General features: G+C 62.5%; 17 protein-coding genes and 1 riboswitch. Of the genes, 13 read left to right on the top strand and 4 right to left on the bottom strand.

The window, feature by feature from the left end; all coding sequences use genetic code 11:
* The first annotated feature begins 27 nt into the window (after window positions 1-27).
* The 13 genes from HF916_RS47940 (at window position 28) to HF916_RS47880 (ending at window position 13,660) form a co-directional block, all read left to right on the top strand.
* Entirely contained in the window at window positions 28-804 is a 777-nt protein-coding gene (locus HF916_RS47940; RefSeq protein ID WP_168795505.1) for a glycosyltransferase family 2 protein, read from the top strand.
* Between the two features lie 125 nt (window positions 805-929).
* A riboswitch (S-adenosyl-L-homocysteine riboswitch) is annotated at window positions 930-1,066 on the top strand.
* A gap of 33 nt (window positions 1,067-1,099) precedes the next feature.
* Window positions 1,100-2,521: an adenosylhomocysteinase gene (gene ahcY / locus HF916_RS47935; protein WP_168795504.1), complete on the top strand. Its 1,422-nt coding sequence runs from the start codon at window positions 1,100-1,102 to the stop codon at window positions 2,519-2,521.
* A 130-nt stretch (window positions 2,522-2,651) separates the two neighbouring features.
* Window positions 2,652-3,005, top strand: a complete 354-nt coding sequence (locus HF916_RS47930) for a phage holin family protein (protein WP_168795503.1) — start codon at window positions 2,652-2,654, stop codon at window positions 3,003-3,005.
* Window positions 3,006-3,016: 11 nt separating this feature from the next.
* A complete protein-coding gene (gene metF / locus HF916_RS47925) occupies window positions 3,017-3,847 on the top strand; it encodes a methylenetetrahydrofolate reductase [NAD(P)H] (RefSeq protein WP_168795502.1) in 831 nt (276 codons plus the stop codon).
* A 319-nt stretch (window positions 3,848-4,166) separates the two neighbouring features.
* Entirely contained in the window at window positions 4,167-5,810 is a 1,644-nt protein-coding gene (locus tag HF916_RS47920) for an ABC transporter substrate-binding protein (protein WP_168795501.1), read from the top strand.
* 194 nt (window positions 5,811-6,004) lie between these two features.
* Window positions 6,005-7,633, top strand: a complete 1,629-nt coding sequence (locus HF916_RS47915) for an ABC transporter substrate-binding protein (protein ID WP_168795500.1) — start codon at window positions 6,005-6,007, stop codon at window positions 7,631-7,633.
* A 139-nt stretch (window positions 7,634-7,772) separates the two neighbouring features.
* Complete coding sequence (locus tag HF916_RS47910) at window positions 7,773-8,783, top strand: ABC transporter permease subunit (protein ID WP_168795499.1); 1,011 nt, start codon at window positions 7,773-7,775, stop codon at window positions 8,781-8,783.
* A gap of 7 nt (window positions 8,784-8,790) precedes the next feature.
* On the top strand, window positions 8,791-9,708 hold the full coding sequence (locus HF916_RS47905) for an ABC transporter permease subunit (protein ID WP_168795498.1): 918 nt from the start codon (window positions 8,791-8,793) through the stop codon (window positions 9,706-9,708).
* Window positions 9,709-10,713, top strand: coding sequence for an ABC transporter ATP-binding protein (locus HF916_RS47900; RefSeq protein WP_168795497.1), 1,005 nt, complete (start codon window positions 9,709-9,711; stop codon window positions 10,711-10,713). It abuts the gene before it with no gap.
* A complete protein-coding gene (locus tag HF916_RS47895; protein ID WP_168795496.1) occupies window positions 10,710-11,729 on the top strand; it encodes a peptide ABC transporter ATP-binding protein in 1,020 nt (339 codons plus the stop codon). The genes HF916_RS47900 and HF916_RS47895 overlap by 4 nt, the downstream gene beginning before the upstream one ends.
* A complete protein-coding gene (locus HF916_RS47890; protein ID WP_168795495.1) occupies window positions 11,722-12,885 on the top strand; it encodes a TraB/GumN family protein in 1,164 nt (387 codons plus the stop codon). Before HF916_RS47895 ends, HF916_RS47890 begins: the two co-directional genes overlap by 8 nt.
* 199 nt (window positions 12,886-13,084) lie before the next feature.
* Window positions 13,085-13,363 (top strand): BrnT family toxin, encoded by a 279-nt coding sequence (locus HF916_RS47885; protein WP_168795494.1) that lies wholly within the window; start codon window positions 13,085-13,087, stop codon window positions 13,361-13,363.
* Window positions 13,364-13,384: 21 nt separating this feature from the next.
* Entirely contained in the window at window positions 13,385-13,660 is a 276-nt protein-coding gene (locus tag HF916_RS47880; RefSeq protein WP_431311446.1) for a BrnA antitoxin family protein, read from the top strand.
* 72 nt (window positions 13,661-13,732) lie between these two features.
* Here HF916_RS47880 and HF916_RS47875 read toward each other — a convergent pair whose 3' ends face one another.
* From HF916_RS47875 to pxpA, 4 genes are all read right to left on the bottom strand, one after another.
* Window positions 13,733-15,538: a tetratricopeptide repeat protein gene (locus HF916_RS47875; protein ID WP_168795493.1), complete on the bottom strand. Its 1,806-nt coding sequence runs from the start codon at window positions 15,536-15,538 to the stop codon at window positions 13,733-13,735.
* A gap of 214 nt (window positions 15,539-15,752) precedes the next feature.
* Window positions 15,753-16,709: a DUF979 domain-containing protein gene (locus HF916_RS47870; protein WP_168795492.1), complete on the bottom strand. Its 957-nt coding sequence runs from the start codon at window positions 16,707-16,709 to the stop codon at window positions 15,753-15,755.
* Window positions 16,706-17,455 carry a DUF969 domain-containing protein gene (locus tag HF916_RS47865; RefSeq protein ID WP_168795491.1) on the bottom strand — a complete coding sequence of 250 codons (750 nt, stop codon included), beginning with the start codon at window positions 17,453-17,455 and terminating at the stop codon, window positions 16,706-16,708. Before HF916_RS47865 ends, HF916_RS47870 begins: the two co-directional genes overlap by 4 nt.
* A gap of 264 nt (window positions 17,456-17,719) precedes the next feature.
* Entirely contained in the window at window positions 17,720-18,472 is a 753-nt protein-coding gene (gene pxpA, locus HF916_RS47860; protein WP_168795490.1) for a 5-oxoprolinase subunit PxpA, read from the bottom strand.
* Between the last annotated feature and the right edge of the window lie 40 nt (window positions 18,473-18,512).

The following is an 18,512-nucleotide window of genomic DNA, read 5'->3' as shown; positions in this document are numbered from 1 at the left end:
CCGAACTGCCCATCGCGCCCGTTCATCATGACGCCCATTTCGATCATCATTCCCTGCTACAACGGCGCAGCGACGCTCGCGCGTGCTTTGCAAAGTTGCCGGATCCAGCCTGAAGCCACGCAGATCATCGTGGTGGACGACGGCTCGGCCGATACCTCCGCGGACATCGTGGCGCAATGCGGTCGCCTCGACGCGCGCGTGGGTCTGCTGCGGATGCCGTACAACGGCGGCGCGGCGCGAGCGCGCAACTGGGGCGCGATGCATGCGTCGCACGACCTGATCGCCTTCCTTGACGCCGACGACGAATATCTGCCCGGCGCCCTCGCCGCCGCGAGCGCATTCCTCGCGCAAAACCCCAAGGAAGCGTCCGTGCGGCTCGACGTCGAGTACGCGGATTTTCCGCGCGACCTCACGGCTCACCCTGACTTCGCCGCGCATGCTGCGACGCTCAGCAATACGGTCCCGAGCGGCCTGTTCATTCGCCGGGCGGTTTATTTCGCGCTCGGCGGCTTTCCGATGGACGATGCGTTTCGCCGTATCGGCGGCGAAGACGGCGCGTTTTCGTGGGCGCTGCGCGATGTATTCGGCAACCCACGGCTGAGTGACGTGAAGCGCGTGCGCATGCATTACCACGCGGGCATTCACGCCGAACGCTACTTCCGCGTCGCACTCGGACTTCAGATTCCGGATCCCGCCGATGTCGCCGAAGCGTTCCGCGTTTCCAGACAGTTCCTCGACACCGCGCGCACCGGCATCGCGCAATTGCGCACGGCGAACGTGACGGCCGAGGCCGCCGCGTCGTAGGCCGCGCTACCCCTGCCAGGCGCCCATCGCGGCGGCTGCGCACACGCACGAAGCACACGAAACCCGCGTAGCCTGAAACCGGATCCGCGCCCCGAAGCCATCTCGTTTTGCTACAATCGCCGTTCGTCTTCGAGGAGCGTTGCGACGGGTACCGCGAATCAGCCTATTCGCCGGCCGCCCGCCAGGCTCGGAGACTTCAATCGGAGGGCTCGGATGCGCATAGCGCTGTCCTATCCACCGCATCGAACCGCGCTCACGTCAAATTTCTAGTCAATTTCTTAGAAAGGAGGGCGTGATGAACGCCGCAGTTATCGATTCCAAAAATTCCCAGGACTTCGTTGTTGCCGACATGTCGCTTGCCGACTGGGGCCGCAAGGAACTCAACATCGCCGAGACGGAAATGCCCGGTCTCGTGCAAACGCGCGAAGAGTACAAGGCGCAGCAGCCGCTGAAGGGTGCGCGCGTCGCAGGTTCGCTGCACATGACGATCCAGACCGGCGTGCTGATCGAGACGCTGACCGCGCTCGGCGCGGACGTGCGCTGGGCCTCGTGCAACATCTTCTCGACGCAAGATCACGCCGCTGCGGCAATCGCCAAGGCCGGCACGCCGGTGTTCGCGTTCAAGGGCGAATCGCTCGACGAGTACTGGGAATTCTCGCACCGCATTTTCGAATGGCCGAACGGCGAATTCGCCAACATGATCCTCGACGACGGCGGCGACGCCACGTTGCTGCTCATCCTCGGCTCGAAGGCTGAAAAAGACCGCTCGGTGATCTCGAAGCCGACCAACGAGGAAGAAGTCGCGCTGTACAAGTCGATCGCTTCGCACCTCGACGCGGACCCGACGTGGTACTCCACGCGCCTCGCGCACATTCAGGGCGTGACGGAAGAAACCACGACCGGCGTGCACCGTCTGTATCAGATGGAAAAAGAAGGCCGCCTGCCGTTCCCGGCGATCAACGTCAACGACTCGGTAACCAAGTCGAAGTTCGACAACCTGTACGGCTGCCGTGAGTCGCTGGTCGACGGTATCAAGCGCGCGACCGACGTGATGATCGCGGGCAAGATCGCGGTGGTCGCCGGTTACGGCGACGTGGGCAAGGGCTGCGCGCAATCGCTGCGCGGTCTGGGCGCGACCGTGTGGGTCACCGAAATCGATCCGATCTGCGCACTGCAGGCGGCGATGGAAGGCTACCGTGTCGTGACGATGGAGTACGCGGCGGACAAGGCCGACATCTTCGTGACGGCAACCGGCAACTACCACGTGATCGGCCACGACCATATGAAGGCGATGCGCAACAACGCGATCGTCTGCAACATCGGTCACTTCGACTCGGAAATCGACGTTGCGTCGACCCGTCAGTACGAGTGGGACAACATCAAGCCGCAAGTCGACCACATCATTTTCCCGGACGGCAAACGCGTGATCCTGCTGGCTGAAGGCCGCCTCGTGAACCTGGGTTGCGCGACGGGCCACCCGTCGTTCGTAATGTCGAACTCGTTCACGAACCAGACGCTCGCGCAGATCGAACTGTTCACGCAAGGCGAGAAGTACGAGAACAAGGTGTACGTGCTGCCGAAGCATCTGGACGAGAAGGTCGCACGCCTGCATCTGGCGCGCATCGGCGTGAACCTGACCGTGCTGTCGGACGATCAGGCCGGCTACATTGGCGTCGACAAGAACGGTCCGTTCAAGCCGAACCACTACCGCTATTAAGCGCGTCGCGGCGGTTTGACCGCATGACAGTTTGACGACAGGGCGGCGCATCATGCGCCGCTTTGTCCGCCAGGACCGCCTCGTTTCGCGCTTTTTCCCGTTATAGGACATCCTGCCAAAGGAGCTCTACATGACCTTGCTGCTGACCTGGCTGATCAACGCGCTTGCGCTCCTGATCATCACCTACCTCGTTCCGTCGATTCATATCCGCAGTTTCGGCACCGCATTGATCGTCGCGGTGGTGCTCGGGTTGATCAACACGATCCTGCGGCCGGTGCTGATCCTGCTGACGCTCCCCGTCACGATTCTCACGCTCGGAGTCTTCATTCTGGTAGTCAATGCGCTGTGCTTCTGGCTGTGCGCGTCGCTGCTGAAGGGCTTCGAAGTGTCGGGTTTCTGGTCGGCGTTCTTCGGCTCGATTCTGTACAGCATCGTTTCCTGGCTGCTGTCCGCGCTTATTTTCGGCAACCGCAGTCTCGGTTGATTTACTGAATCATGAACCCGATCGAACTTTCATTCGAATTCTTCCCGCCGAAAACGCAGGAAGGCGTCGACAAGCTGCGCGCCACGCGCGCCCAGCTCGCCACGCTCAAGCCCAAGTTCGTGTCCGTCACGTTCGGCGCCGGCGGCTCGACGCAACAGGGCACGCTCGATACCGTCGTCGATATGGCGAAGGACGGGCTCGACGCGGCGCCGCACGTGTCGTGCATCGGCTCGTCGAAAGAGAGCCTGCGCGCGATTCTCAACGAGTACCGCGCGCATGGCATCCGCCATATCGTCGCGCTGCGCGGCGATTTGCCGTCCGGCATGGGCGAGGTCGGCGAGTTGCGCTACGCGTCGGAACTGGTGAGCTTTATCCGCGCCGAGTTCGGCGACTGGTTCTGGATCGAGGTGGCCGGCTATCCGGAATACCATCCGCAGTCGCGCTCGCCGCGTCACGATCTGGACAACTTCGCCCGCAAGGTGAAGGCCGGCGCCAATTCGGCAATCACGCAGTACTTCTTCAACGCGGACGCCTACTTCCGTTTCGTCGACGACGCAAGGAAGCTCGGCGTGGATGTGCCGATCGTGCCGGGCATCATGCCGATCACGAACTTCTCGCAACTGATGCGTTTCTCGGAGATGTGCGGCGCTGAAGTGCCGCGCTGGATCGCGCGCCGGCTGGAAAGTTTCGGCGACGATCGCGAGTCGATTCGCGCATTCGGGCTGGATGTGGTGACGGACCTGTGCGGGCGTCTGATCGACGCCAAAGTGCCGGGCCTGCACTTCTACACGCTGAACGGCGCCGCGGCGACCAAGGCGATCTGCGAACGGCTGGGCACTTAAGGCCAAACCACGTTGTTGAGACGAAACCGCGCGGCTCATTCGGTCGCGCGGTTTTTTTCGCGCGGTGAGTGGGTGCCACGAATGGCGCGGAATGGGCGCCGCGGCTTGCACGCGAATGCTACGTGGCTGCCGCGCGAGCCGCGGGTGAATGAAGCAGGAACGACGATTCCGACGCGCGAAATCTGCCGCAACGACTGCTGCATCGCAACAAACGCGCCAGCCCGAGTGAAGCTTGCGGCGCGTAAGCCCGGATTGAACCCGATTTTTGTGCTGTCTATGATCAAAGCGCAGCTGACGTGGCTGCTGTGCGGAGAACGTGATGACGGTATCCAAGTTGCTGTTTGCAGTTCGCCAGACCTGCCTTCCAGCGCTGAGCGCGTGCGCGGTTCTGAGCGCCGGCCTTTCGCCCGCTGCCGCCGACGCGGCCAAGCTGCCCGACAAGACCCTCGTGTTCTGCTCCGAAGGCAGTCCGGCGGGCTTCGACAGTGCGCAATACACCACCAGCGTCGAGTTCAGCGCGGGGTCGTATACGGTCTACAACCGGCTGATCGAGTTTGCGCATGGCAGCACGGATATCGAACCGGGCCTCGCCGAAAAATGGGACGTGTCGCCGGACGGGCTGACCTATACGTTTCATTTGCGCCACGGCGTGAAATTCCAGACCACGTCGTTTTTCAAGCCGACGCGCGAATTTAACGCGGACGACGTCGTCTTCACGTATCAGCGCATGCTCGATCCGGAGCAGCCGTTCCGCAAGGCGTACTCGGTGCCGTTCCCGTATTTCACCGATCTGGGCCTCGCCAAGAACATCGCGAAGGTCGAAAAGGTCGATCCGTACACAGTCACGTTCACGTTGAAGGAAGTCGACGCACCATTTTTACAACAGATCGCGATGCCGTTCGCGTCGATTCTCTCGGCCGAATACGCCGATCAGTTATTGAAAGCAGGTAAAGCGTCGGATATCAATCAATATCCGGTCGGCACCGGCCCGTTCATTTTCCGCAGCTATACGAAGGACGACACGATTCGCTTCGACGGTAATCCCGATTACTGGAAGCCGGGCGTTGTCAAAGTCAGCAAGCTGATATTCGCGATTACCGTCGATCCGGCCGTGCGTTTGCAAAAACTGAAACGCGGTGAATGCCAGGTGATGTCGTATCCACGTCCCGCCGATGTGCCGACGGTGAAAACCGATGCGTCGCTCGTCATGCCGAACGAGGTGGGTTTCAACCTCGGCTATATCGCGTACAACACCACCAAGAAGCCCCTCGACAACGTGTTGGTGCGCCGCGCGCTCGATATGTCGATCAATAAGAAAGCGATTATCGAGTCGGTGTATCAGGGCGCCGGCCAGGCGGCGACCAACCCCATGCCGCCCACGCAGTGGGGCTACGACAAGAATCTGAAGGACGCTCCGTACGACACGGAAAAAGCCAAAGCGCTGCTGAAACAGGCGGGTTATCCGGACGGTTTCGACCTGACGCTGTGGGCCATGCCGGTTCAACGGCCTTATAACCCGAACGCGCGGCTGATGGCGGAAATGCTGCAATCCGATTGGGCGAAGATCGGCGTCAAGGTGAAGATCGCCACGTACGAATGGGGCGAATATATTCGCCGTGGGCATTCCGGCGAGCATGAAGCCATGCTGATTGGCTGGACCGGCGATTATGGTGATCCGGATAACTGGCTCGGCGTATTGCTGGGTTGCGACGCGGTCAACGGCAGTAACTTTTCCAAATGGTGCTACAAACCCTATGACGATCTGATCAGAAAGGGCCGTGGCACGACAGAAATGTCTGAGCGCACCAAGGCTTACACGGAAGCGCAGGAGATCTTCAAGGATCAGGTGCCGTTCACACCAATCGCCCACTCCACGGTCTATCAGCCGATCAGCAAGAACGTCACGGGGTTCAAGATCGACCCGTTCGGCCCGACGCAATTCATGAACGTGGGTCTGAAATAAGGGCGGCGGGCCGTTTTTTGCTGAGACGAGCTTCTAAAGCCGCATGCTCCGGCCAGCGCCGGCGTGCGGCTGCCCTTATGCCCGAATGGTTTCCGATCGTCAACATGGGGGATTTCCTCCGCTTGGTGCTGCGAGCCAAGCTCAAGTAATATCGCGCTACGCTGGCGGGAGCCGGCCACGAACCTGGAGGAAACATGAAGCAAAACAACCTGTTGCGCGCCGCGCGTGTTACGACGCTCGTCGCAGCTGCAGCGGCATCGATGGTGGGCGCAAGTGTCGCGCGCGCCGAGATCCCGAATAAAACCCTGGTCTACTGCTCAGAAGGCAGTCCCGCGGGTTTTGATCCGGCCCAATACACCACGGGCACCGATTTCACTGCTAATACGTTCACCGTCTACAACCGCCTCGTCGAATTCGAGCGCGGCGGCACCAAGGTCGAGCCGGGCCTCGCCGAAAAGTGGGATGTGTCCGCGGACGGCAAGACCTACACGTTCCATCTGCGTCATGGCGTGAAGTTCCAGACCACGTCGTTCTTCAAGCCGACGCGCGAATTCAACGCGGACGACGTCGTGTTCACGTTCCAGCGCATGCTGGATGCGAACTCGGCCTTTCATAAGGCTTACCCGGTCCAGTTCCCGTACTTCACGGATATGGGCCTCGACAAGCTGATCACTGGCGTCGAAAAGGTCGACCCGTACACGGTCAAGTTCACGCTGAAGGAAGTCAACGCGCCGTTCATCCAGAATCTGGCGATGGAATACGCGTCGATCCTCTCGGGTGAATACGGCGACCAGTTGATGAAAGCCGGCAAGGCCGCCGACATCAACCAGTTGCCGGTCGGCACGGGCCCGTTCATCTTCCGCAGCTACACGAAAGACGCGACGATCCGCTTCGACGGCAATCCGGATTACTGGAAGCCGAACACGGTGAAGATCTCCAAGCTGATCTTCTCGATCACGCCGGACGCCGGCGTGCGCGTGCAGAAGATCAAGCGCGACGAATGCCAGGTGATGAGCTATCCGCGTCCGGCCGACATCGCGCCGCTGAAGGCTGAAGCGAACATCGCGATGCCGTCGCAACCGGGCTTCAACCTCGGCTACCTCGCGTACAACGTGACGCACAAGCCGGTCGACAAGGTCGAAGTGCGTCAGGCGCTCGACCTGGCGATCAACAAGAAGGCGATCATCGACTCGGTGTACCAGGGCGCAGGCCAGGCTGCCACGAATCCGATGCCGCCGACCCAATGGTCGTACGACAAGAACCTGAAGAGCGCGTCCTACGATACGGAGAAGGCCAAGGCCTTGCTGGCGAAGGCCGGCTATGCGAACGGCTTCGACATCACGCTGTGGGCGATGCCGGTGCAGCGCGCGTACAACCCGAACGCCCGTCTGATGGCGGAAATGATCCAGGCCGATTGGGCCAAGATCGGCGTGAAGGCGAAGATCGTCACGTATGAGTGGGGCGAGTACATCAAGCGCGCTCACGCAGGTGAGGACGACACGATGCTGATCGGCTGGACCGGCGACAACGGCGATCCGGACAACTGGCTCGGCACGCTGCTCGGCTGCGAAGCGGTGAACGGCAACAACTTCTCGAAGTGGTGCTACAAGCCGTTTGACGAGCTGATCCAGAAGGGCCGTGTCACGTCCGATCTGGGCGCGCGCACGACGGCTTACATGCAGGCGCAACAGATCTTCGCGCAGCAACTGCCGTTCTCGCCGATCGCTCACTCCACCGTGTACCAGCCTGTCAGCAAGAAGGTGGTGGATATGCGCATCGAACCGCTCGGCTATGCGCGTTTCGACGGCGTCAGCGTCAAGTAATTCGGCAAGCAATTCGTAAAATTCGCGCAGTACGCTTTTCGCACGGTTAGAAAACTGGTCGAAATGGTCCGGCGACCGGGGTCACGAGCCCTCGTCGCCGGTTGCGTTTTTTCTTCACCAAGACCATAGGGACAAAACCATGTTCCGCTTTGTTTTGCGCCGCATCGGCATGGTGATTCCGACCTTCATCGGCATCACGATCCTCGCGTTTGCGCTGATTCACCTGATACCGGGCGACCCCATCGAAGTGATGATGGGCGAGCGCGGCGTCGATCCCGCCATGCACGCCGCGGCAATGCACCGGCTCGGGCTCGACGAATCCCTGCCGATGCAGTACGTCCATTACATCGGGCGCGCGGTGCACGGCGACCTCGGCACCTCGATCATCACCAACACCAGCGTGATGGGCGAATTCCTCGCACGCTTTCCCGCGACCGTCGAACTGTCGATCTGCGCGATGGCGTTCGCGCTGATCGTCGGCTTGCCGGCGGGCGTGTTCGCCGCGTTGCGGCGCGGCACGGTGGTCGATCACGGCGTGATGGGCACGGCCCTGACCGGCTACTCGATGCCGATCTTCTGGTGGGGCTTGATCCTCATCATGGTGTTCTCCGTGAAGCTCGGCTGGACGCCGGTGTCCGGCCGCATCGCGGTCGAATACGACATTCCGCACGTGACCGGCTTCATGCTGATCGACGCGATGATGTCCACCGACGAAGGCGCCTTCAAATCCGCGCTCAGCCATCTGATCCTGCCGGCCATCGTGCTCGGCACGATTCCGCTGGCGGTCGTCGCGCGCATGACGCGCTCGTCGATGCTCGAAGTGCTGCGCGAGGACTACATCCGCACCGCGCGCGCGAAGGGCTTGTCGCCGGGACGCGTGATCGTCGTGCATGCGTTGCGCAATGCGCTGATTCCGGTGGTCACGGTGATCGGCTTGCAAGTCGGCACGCTGCTGGCAGGCGCAGTGCTTACCGAGACGTTGTTCTCGTGGCCGGGTATCGGCAAGTGGCTGATCGACGCGATTGGCCGGCGCGACTATCCGGTGGTGCAGGGCGGTATCCTGATGATTGCCACGCTGGTGATCGTCGTGAACCTCGTCGTCGATTTGTTGTACGGCGTGCTGAATCCGCGCATCCGCCATACGAGGTGAGCTGAAAATGGCAGACATTCAAAATACAGTCCCCCAGTCGGTCACTCCTCCGAGTGGCCGCGCCATCGCCGCCCGTGAATTCTGGGCGAATTTCTCGCGTAACCGTGGCGCAGTCAGCGCGGGCATCATCGTGCTGGTCATCGTCTTCGTCGCGATCTTTGCGCCGTTGATCGCGCCGCACAGCCCGATCGAGCAATACCGCGATTTCGTGAAGATTCCGCCCGCATGGATCGAAGGCGGCAACTGGAAGTTCATTCTCGGTACCGACGAAGCGGGCCGCGACATCCTCTCGCGTCTGATGTACGGCGCGCGGCTGTCGTTCTGGATCGGCTTCGTCTCGGTGGTGCTCGCGCTGATTCCGGGCGTCGTGCTCGGTCTGATCGCGGCATTCTTCGAGAAGTGGGCCGACACGCCGATCATGCGCATCATGGACGTGCTGCTCGCATTGCCGTCGCTGCTGCTTGCCGTCGCGGTGGTGGCGATCATCGGTCCGGGTCTCGTCAACACGATGCTCGCGATCGCGATCGTCGCCTTGCCGGGCTATGTGCGTTTGACGCGCGCATCGGCGCAGGGCGAGTTGCAGAAAGAGTACGTGACGGCTTCACGCGTGGCGGGCGCCGGCACTATGCGCTTGATGTTCTCGCAAGTGCTGCCGAACTGCACCGCACCGCTGATCGTGCAGGCCACCTTGGGTTTTTCGTCGGCGATTCTCGACGCCGCGGCACTCGGCTTTCTCGGCCTCGGCGTGCAACCGCCGTCGGCGGAGTGGGGCGCGATGCTGGCCTCGGCGCGCGACTACATCGACAGCGCCTGGTGGATCGTCACCATGCCGGGTCTGTCCATCCTGATCTCGGTGCTCGCGATCAATCTGCTCGGCGACGGGCTGCGCGACGCACTCGATCCCAAACTGAAAAGGATGGCCTAAATGACTAGCTTATTGACCATCCGCAATCTGGCGGTGAACTTCAACGGCCTGCCCGCGGTCGACCGGATCAACCTCGATGTCGCGCCCGGCGAAGTGGTCGGCGTGGTCGGCGAATCGGGCTCGGGCAAGAGCGTGACGATGATGGCGCTGATGGGCCTGATCGACGCGCCGGGCAAAGTGACGGCCGACGAAATCACCTTCAACGGCAAGAACCTGCTGAAGGCATCGGCGAAGGAACGCCGCAAGGTCATCGGCAAAGACATCGCGATGGTGTTCCAGGACGCGCTCACCAGTCTGAACCCGAGTTATACCGTCGGCTATCAGATCAAGGAAGTGCTGAAGCTGCATGAAGGCTTGCGCGGCGGCGCGTTGGACAAACGCGCTTTGGAACTGCTGGATCAGGTCGGCATTCCCGACCCGAAAGGCCGCATCGGCTCGTTTCCGCATCAGATGTCGGGCGGCATGAACCAGCGCGTGATGATCGCCATGGCGATTGCCTGCAACCCGAAGCTGCTGATCGCCGACGAACCGACCACCGCGCTCGACGTGACGATCCAGGCGCAGATCATGGAACTGCTGATCAAGCTGCAGAAGGATCGCGGCATGGCGCTCGTGCTGATCTCGCACGATCTGGCGGTGGTGTCCGAGGTCGCGCAACGCGTCGCGGTCATGTACGCTGGCGAAGTGATCGAAACGAACAAAGTGCCGGACATTTTCGCCGCGCCGCATCATCCGTATACGGAAGCGTTGCTGGCGGCGATTCCCGAGCACAATGTCGGCGCCGTGCGGCTCGCTGCATTGCCGGGCATGGTGCCGGGTCGAGACGATCGTCCCAAAGGCTGTCTGTTCGCGCCGCGCTGCAAGTACGTCGTCGACGACTGCATGAAAGCGCGGCCCGCGCTCGCGCCGATGCAAGGTCACGCTGAAGTGGCGCGCGTGCGCTGCATCAAACCTTTGAACCTGAGCGGCGACGCCAACGTTCACACCCATGGAGGCGCACGATGAACGCAGTACTCGAAACGCGGCGCCAGTCGGACCATGCGGGCGACCACGTGCTGGTCGCGGAGCAACTGGCGCGCTACTACACGGTCAAGCGCGGCATGTTCGCGTCCGGCACCGTGAAGGCGCTCAACGGGGTTTCGTTCGCGCTCGATCGCGGCAAGACGCTGGCGGTGGTCGGCGAATCCGGCTGCGGCAAATCGACGCTTGCTCGTCAACTCACCATGATCGAAGCGCCCACCGCGGGCCGTTTGCTGATCGACGGTGAAGACGTGGCCGGCGCCGATCACGCGAAGATCGCGGCGCTGCGGCGGCGGGTGCAGATGGTGTTCCAGAACCCGTTTGCCTCACTGAATCCGCGCAAGACCGTCGAGCAGACGCTCGGCGAACCGCTCGCGATCAACACGCAACTGAGCGCGAGCGAGCGCGCCGAACGGATCGCGCAGATGATGCGCACGGTCGGCCTGCGTCCGGAGCATGCGAAGCGCTATCCGCATATGTTCTCCGGCGGTCAGCGGCAGCGCGTGGCGATTGCGCGCGCGATGATTCTCGACCCGCAGATCGTGGTCGCCGACGAACCCGTATCGGCGCTCGACGTGTCGATCCAGGCGCAGATTCTGAATCTGTTCATGGATCTGCAGGAGCAGTTCAAGACCAGCTACGTGTTCATCTCGCACAACCTCTCGGTGGTAGAGCATATCGCCGACGATGTGATGGTGATGTACTTCGGCGGCGTGGCGGAACTCGGCGACAAGACGCAGATTTTCTCGAAGCCGCGTCATCCGTACACGCGCGCGCTGATGTCGGCCACACCTTCGATCTTCGAGGCGGATCGCACGATCAAGATCAAGCTGCAAGGCGAAATGCCTTCGCCGCTGAATCCGCCGTCGGGTTGCACGTTTCATCAGCGCTGCCCGTACGTGATCGACCGCTGCCGCAGCGAAGAACCGAAGCTGCGTGAAGTGGATGGCCGCCAGGTGTCGTGTCACCGCGCCGAGGAGGTGGGGGACGTGGATGCCTGATGGGTTGGCGGCGCGTCGTCTTACGCGCCGCTTGCGTGACGGCGGCTTGAACGCCGCTTCAACGCGGCGCTGGAGGGCGCGTGCACTGGCTGGTGCCGCGCTCTTCGGCGTTTGTTCCGTATTTCATCTGGGCATGGGGCAGTTCGGCGTCGCGCATGCCGCCGGGGCGGCCGCCAATGCGCCCGCGCAGGCGGGGCGTCCGGCGCTGCCGGTGCCTAACATGCCGGCTCCGCCACGCGCCAGCTTGCCGGGCTCCAATCCGCCGCCCGCTTCACCGCCTGCGTTGCCGGGCACCACGGCGAGCGGCCCGGTGCGCGCGCAGCCGGCGCGCATGCCGTTCTATGTCGCGACACGCGGCACGACCACCATCTACGTGCTGGGCACACTGCATGTCGGAGATCCCGCCGACTACCCCGCCGATCAGCCTTTCCGCGCCCCGATCCTCGGCGCACTTGTCGCCTCGCCGACGCTGGCGCTCGAACTCTCACCCGACGAACTGCTGGTTTCACAAGACGACGTCTCGAAGTACGGCGTCTGCCGACGCGACTGTCTGCCGGGATTGCTGCCCGAGCCTTTGTGGCACAAGCTCGCCTTCCGGCTGCACGGCAACCCGGCGGCACTCGACGCCATCAAGAAGATGCGACCGTGGCTCGCTTCGTTGCTGGTCGAAACCTACGATTCGCTGAGTGCCGGCCTGCAGACCGAGTACGGCTCGGAAGCGCAACTGCAGAACGTGTATCTGCGCACGCGCGGCAAGATCGTCGGTCTGGAGACCTTGTCGCAGCAGATGCGTGCGTTCACGGGGCTGACGCTCGCGCAGCAGCGCGAGATGCTGGCGCAGGATCTGGTGCAGACGCCGGCGGAAAATGTCGCGGACGTGCGGACCTTGCATCGGCTGTGGCGCGTGGGCGATGCGGATGCGATCGCCGCCTGGCAGGTCGCGAAATCCGAAAAACTGGCCCGCGACAAGCGCATTTCCGATTCGATCGACAACAAGATCGTCTATGACCGCAACCGGCGCTTCGTTTCGCGGATGCTGATGATTGCCGCGCCGAACAAGCCGGTTTTCGTGGCGATCGGCGCGTTGCATCTGGGTGGCCGCAAGGGCGTGCTGCAGCTTTTGCGGCAGCACGGGTTTGTGGTGGAGGCGGGGTGAGGTTCATCAGAACCGAACACGAAACAACCGCAACGACTCAAACGTCCTAAACCGGATAGGCCGTTCGGCCACCATAGGAACCGGTATCTGAAGCACCCAGTCCGACGTACACGTATGCCGCAAACTGCTCGCGGCACACGCAGCCATAGCGGCTCCCAGCATGCTATGCTGTATGTACAAACGTCAATACAGGTGACGCGTGCTGTTTGAATGGGACGAAATCAAAAATCAGATCAACATTCGCAAACACGGGATCGATTTTCAGGATGCTATCGACGTGTTCAATCACCCGTTACTCACGGCGTTGGACCAACGGGAAGACTACGGCGAAGACCGCTGGGTCGCGATGGGCTGGATCGCAAGCATTGTGGGCATCGTGGTGTATGTCGAACGGGTTGAAGACGTGGTCCGGATTATTTCGGCACGCAAGGCAACGCGGCACGAGGTCAAGCACTACAAGCAGCGCGTCTGGCATTGACGGGCGCTGTGGCAATCAAGCATGAGCAGAGGTGAAATGATGGTTAAAGCATCGGGAACAGACTGGAAACGGCTCGCCAAAACGGACGACGCTCAAATCGATACGAGCGACGTGCCCGAGCTGGGCGACGATTTTTTTCAACGCGCCGAATTGCACGTTCCGCCGAAACAGGCCGTGACAATGCGTCTGGATGCGGACGTGTTGAACTGGTTCAAGGAGCAGGGGCAGGGTTATCAGACGCGCATCAACAAATTGTTGCGCGCCTATATGCTGGCGCAGCAGCGGCGGCGTCCTTAAGCCGCACTTCGTTTATGCCCGGTGTGTAAGCGATGCCGCGCGGAGGCGTCGGGCCTCAGCGCAGTGTGGCCATTAGAAACCGCCGTCGCGCAGTGCGTCGGTCAGGTCCTCGACCACCGGCGCCCAATCCCCCAGCATCGGCTGCCGGAACAGCCTCATGCGCGGATACCACGGTGAGTCGCTGCGTGCTTCCAGCCAGCGCCAGTCCGAATTGGCGGGCAACATCAACCATACCGGCTTGCCCAACGCTCCCGCCAGATGCGCGACGCCGGTGTCCACGGCGATCACCAGGTCGAGACTCATGATCAATGCGGCCGTGTCTTCGAAACTGTTCAGTTCGGCGGTGAAATCGTACGCACGGAAAGCCGGCGGCGCGTCGGCCAATTGCGCATGCGCCGGGCCTTTCTGCAACGCGTACCAGGCGACGTGCTCCAACTCGCTGAGCGCGCCCAGGTCGGTTAGCTGCATCGACCGATAGCGGTCGTTGCCGAATGTAGGACTGCCGGCCCAGACCAGTCCCACTTTGCGCTTCGATTTGTCGGTTGCACCGAGTCGTTTGCGCCATGCCTTGATCTTCGCTTTGTCGGCGAACAGGTAGGGCACCGCTGCGGGAATGCCGGCGAGATTCATGCCGATGCACGACGGCACGCTCATCATCGGCACCCAGAGATCGTATTCGCCATCGGGCTTGCCGTTGAATGCCCGATGCACGCCCGCGATCCGCTCGACCAAAGGCAGCAACGGCTCGCGCACGCACAGGTCGACCCTCGCGCCGCGCTGGGCGAGCACGCTCGCAAAGCGCAGGAACTGGAAGTGGTCGCCGAAACCCTGCTCGCCGACCAGCAGCAGACGACGCCCCTCGAGCGGCTCGCCACGCCATTCGGCGACGCCCGGTACCGCGATCGCGTCATAGTCGCTCTTACGCCAGCGCAGTGCGAATTCAGCCCAGCCCTGTCGATAGTCGCCGCGCTTGAGCAACAGCCACGCGAGATTCTGATGCGCGTCGGCGTAGTGCGGATCGAGTGCGAGCGCCCGGCGATAGAAGCCTTCCTCTTCGTCCAGCCGGCCTTGCGCACCGAGTGATCCGCCCAGACACACGAGGTGAGTCGGAATCGGTTTGAGTGCGACAGCGCGCCGGTAATGCGCTTCGGCGCCCGCATAGTCGCCGAGCTTGCCGATCAGGCTGCCCAGATTGACGTGCGCCTCCGCGTAATTCGCGTGCAGCGAAAGGGCTCGCTCAAAACTGCCGATCGCCGCGCCGTGATCGCCTCGCGCTTTGTGCGCATTGCCCGTGTTGAAGTGCGCCTCGGCCGATGTCGGGTCGAGCGACAAAACCTCGCGATAGCACGCCAAGGCTTCGTCGAAACGCGCGACCTTGCTGAGCGCCGTGCCGAGGTTCAGACGCGCATCGAGCAGCGTGGGGTTCGAGGCCAGTGCCAATCGATACTGTTCGATCGCTTCATCGAAGTCACCTTGCGCTTGCAGCGCGACGCCGAAGTTGTTGTGCGCATCGGCGAAATCAGGCTGGAGTTGCAGGGCCTGGTCGTAGCAGATCATCGCTTCGTCGAGTTGGCCGAGTGCGGCGGCCACGAGTCCCCGGTTGCTCCAGCAGGCGGCATCGTGACGGTCGAGTTTGAGCGCGCGGCTCATCAGGCTCACGGCCGTGTCGTGATCGCCGCGCTGGAATTGCAGCACGCCGAAGTAGTGCAGCGCCCCCGTATGGGCGGGATCGAGCACGAGGGCTTCGCGATAGAAGGATTCGGCGGCATCGAGCCGGCCGGCCTGATGCGCTTCGAGCGCGGCGTCGATCAATGAGGCAAGGTAAGTGGCGTGCGGCGGTTCGGCGCGCACGCGATCAGGCTGGGATCGATGTTCCATGGAAACCTGCGGGAGAGCGTCGGCGGCGCGCGCTGCGCGCACCGGCGCGTGTGGATGGGAGAGCGTCCAGCATCGTATGGTCGCCCCCATTTCCCGACGATCGGACGCATCCTAATTCGGTCGCATCCGTGCGTTGCAGTGAGTCCATTTCACCGACGGATCGCAGAGCGGTCCTGCGATACGTCGGTGTTTCTCAACATCAGAGATAAGAGTCCTACAGAAACATCAGGAAATTCAGCAGCAAAATATTCACGATCAGCAAGGTCAGCGCAGTGGGTATCTGCACCTTGATCACCGCGTTCTTATCCGGCAGCTCCAGCAGCGCGACCGGCACCATGTTGAAGTTCGCGGCCATCGGCGTCATCAGTGTGCCGCAGTAGCCGGAGAACATGCCGATCGCGACCATCACCGCCGGGTTGCCGTGAAACACGCCCACCAGAATCGGCACACCGACGCCGCCTGTCATCACCGGGAACGCGGCGAAGCCGTTGCCCATCACCATGGTGAAGAGCGCCATGCCGATGCAGTACACGGCCACCGCAATGAAGCGATAGTCCAGGCTGATGTACGCCGTGGTCACGTGCGCGACGGCCTTGCCGACACCCGCGTCCGAGAACACGAGGCCGAGCATGCCGAGCATCTGCGGCAGCACGGCGGCCCATGACAACGCGTCGACCAGGCGGCGCGTTTCCTTCATGGATTGGCCGACGGTGTCGCGCGTCATCACGCAGGCAATCGCCAGCGCGATCACGCAGCCGATGCCGAAGCCGATCAGCGTGACGTTGGCCTTCTCGATCAGCGGCACGCCGCCGAACACCAGATGGCTCGCCGACAGCGTGATGATCACGGTGACGACCGGAATCGTCAGCGCTGGCACGAACAGCTTGTTACGCAGACGCGCGGCGCTCGCCTTGCGCGCTTCGAGCGACAGCACCTTCGGCTTGCCGGCGGTCACGCCGCCGAAGCCGGCAATCAGCGCCATGACGATCACGAGCACGCCGACCACGGCGGGCGGCAGCTTGTCGCCGATCAGGAAGATCAGCGCGTAGAGAATCCAGAAACCGCCGGCGGTGAACCGGCGCGGGTGATCCTTGTCCATGACGATCATGCCGCCGACAACCAGCAGCACCACGCCCAGCAGCCAGAAAAGATAGGTGATCGTGAGCGTCATGCTTTGTCTCCTGCTGCGGATTGCGTCGACGAACCGGCGGCGTTGCTCGCCGCGGCATTGCCGCGCAGTTCGCGCTCGAGCTTGCGGTCGAGCAGATACAGACGGAAGCCGTGAACGAGAAACGCGCAGATGGCGGTCGGAATGCCCCACACGGCCACGTGAATCGGTTCGACGACGATCCCCGCTTCCTTCAGGAAAGTGGTCATCAGCACGATTGCGCCGAACGCGACGAAGATGTCCTCGCCGAAGAAGAGGCCCACGTTGTCGGTCGCCGCCGAGAACGCGCGCAACTTGAAACGCACCGCGTCGCTGATCTTGCCGAAGCGGGTTTCGGTGGCGCCTTCGGCCATCGGCGCGATCAGCGGACGCACCATCTGCGGATGGCCGCCGAGTCCGGTCAGGCCGACCGCGGCGGTCAGCTCGCGGACCAGCAGATAGACGATCAGAAGACGCCCGGCGGTCGCGGCCTTGATCCCGCCGATCCACGCTTGCGCGCGCTCACGCAGGCCATGTCGTTCGAGCAAACCGATCACGGCGAGCGGCAGAAGAATGATCAACGGGATATTGCGGGTCTTGATGAAACCGGTGCCGATCTCGGCAAGAATCCTTTCAGGCGGGAAGTGCGCGGCCAGACCCGTGATAATCGCGGCGACCGCCACGATCAGCATCGGATTGAACCGTAATAAAAAGCCGACGATGATGACGGCCACGCCAATGAGCGGCCATAGACTGACTGTTGTCTGCATCTGGATCTCCAAACAGGGTTTCAACCTCGCCGCTTGTGACGGCTAACGTGGGCCGGCGGCTGGTGGTCCAGACGCCGTCTTGTTGCTACGGCTCTTGATGGCCGCGTTTGCTTCGAACTACACCTGCATCTACGACTGCGCCTGCTGATCGACTGCGGGTACTGCAATGCTTCCTGTACCTGGCAAACGCCCCGCATGAAGCGGGGCGTTGCAAGGTGCACAAGGTTTGAATCGCGCTTTCCGGCTCGCGGTTCGGCCGGCGCTTCAGGCGCGCGCGGCGCCGGCCGCGTGGACCTCGATGCCCGCGTCCTGCAGCGCGCCGCGGATGCGCCGCGCGAAAGCCAGCGCATGCGGACCGTCGCCGTGCAGGCAGATGGTCTGCGCATTCAGCGACACCCATTGACCATCCACAGCTTGCACGCGTTGCTCGCGAATCATTGCGAGCGTGCGCGTCAGCACTTCGTCTTCGTCGTCGAGCAGCGCGCCGGGTTCTTTGCGCGGCACCAGCGAGCCGTCAGCGCGATAGCCGCGGTCGGCAAAGACTTCTTCGACGGCGACGAGACCCGCGTTGCGCGCGGCGGTCACGAGGCCGCTGTTGGCAAGCGCAAACACCGCCACCGACGGATCGAAATCGTGCACCGCCGAGACGATCGCGTCGGCGATCTTGTTGTCGCGCGCGGCCTGGTTGTAGAGCGCGCCGTGCGGCTTGACGTGCGCGATGCGCCCGCCCTCGGCCTGGGCAATCGCCGACAGCGCGCCGAGTTGATACAGCACGCCCGCGTAGATGTCGTTGGCCGGCAGATCCATTTCCTTGCGGCCGAAATTCTCCGGGTCGTTGAAGCTCGGATGCGCGCCGATCGACACGCCTTTCTGCACCGCCCAGCGCACGCAATCGCGCATCGCGTTGGCGCCGCCCGCGTGCCAGCCGCACGCGATGTTCGCTGAGCTAACCAGGTCGAGCAGTGCCTCGTCGGACCCGCAGCCTTCGCCGAGATCGGCGTTCAAATCGATTTCCATGGTGTTCCTCTACTTTTCAACAAAACGCCGGGCTGTCCCA

The organism is Paraburkholderia aromaticivorans (genome assembly GCF_012689525.1).
In the GTDB taxonomy this organism is placed as follows: Bacteria; Pseudomonadota; Gammaproteobacteria; order Burkholderiales; family Burkholderiaceae; genus Paraburkholderia; species Paraburkholderia aromaticivorans_A.
The sequence above is the reverse complement of the archived record's forward strand: the minus strand, read 5'-3'. Positions and strand labels throughout refer to the sequence as shown.

Coding starts and splice junctions, on each gene's coding strand:
- HF916_RS47940 (WP_168795505.1), top strand. CDS start 28: ATGACGCCCATTTCGATCATCATTCCCTGCTACAACGGCGCAGCGACG.
- ahcY (WP_168795504.1), top strand. CDS start 1,100: ATGAACGCCGCAGTTATCGATTCCAAAAATTCCCAGGACTTCGTTGTT.
- HF916_RS47930 (WP_168795503.1), top strand. CDS start 2,652: ATGACCTTGCTGCTGACCTGGCTGATCAACGCGCTTGCGCTCCTGATC.
- metF (WP_168795502.1), top strand. CDS start 3,017: ATGAACCCGATCGAACTTTCATTCGAATTCTTCCCGCCGAAAACGCAG.
- HF916_RS47920 (WP_168795501.1), top strand. CDS start 4,167: ATGACGGTATCCAAGTTGCTGTTTGCAGTTCGCCAGACCTGCCTTCCA.
- HF916_RS47915 (WP_168795500.1), top strand. CDS start 6,005: ATGAAGCAAAACAACCTGTTGCGCGCCGCGCGTGTTACGACGCTCGTC.
- HF916_RS47910 (WP_168795499.1), top strand. CDS start 7,773: ATGTTCCGCTTTGTTTTGCGCCGCATCGGCATGGTGATTCCGACCTTC.
- HF916_RS47905 (WP_168795498.1), top strand. CDS start 8,791: ATGGCAGACATTCAAAATACAGTCCCCCAGTCGGTCACTCCTCCGAGT.
- HF916_RS47900 (WP_168795497.1), top strand. CDS start 9,709: ATGACTAGCTTATTGACCATCCGCAATCTGGCGGTGAACTTCAACGGC.
- HF916_RS47895 (WP_168795496.1), top strand. CDS start 10,710: ATGAACGCAGTACTCGAAACGCGGCGCCAGTCGGACCATGCGGGCGAC.
- HF916_RS47890 (WP_168795495.1), top strand. CDS start 11,722: ATGCCTGATGGGTTGGCGGCGCGTCGTCTTACGCGCCGCTTGCGTGAC.
- HF916_RS47880 (WP_431311446.1), top strand. CDS start 13,385: ATGAGCAGAGGTGAAATGATGGTTAAAGCATCGGGAACAGACTGGAAA.
- HF916_RS47875 (WP_168795493.1), bottom strand. CDS start 15,538: ATGGAACATCGATCCCAGCCTGATCGCGTGCGCGCCGAACCGCCGCAC.
- HF916_RS47870 (WP_168795492.1), bottom strand. CDS start 16,709: ATGACGCTCACGATCACCTATCTTTTCTGGCTGCTGGGCGTGGTGCTG.
- HF916_RS47865 (WP_168795491.1), bottom strand. CDS start 17,455: ATGCAGACAACAGTCAGTCTATGGCCGCTCATTGGCGTGGCCGTCATC.
- pxpA (WP_168795490.1), bottom strand. CDS start 18,472: ATGGAAATCGATTTGAACGCCGATCTCGGCGAAGGCTGCGGGTCCGAC.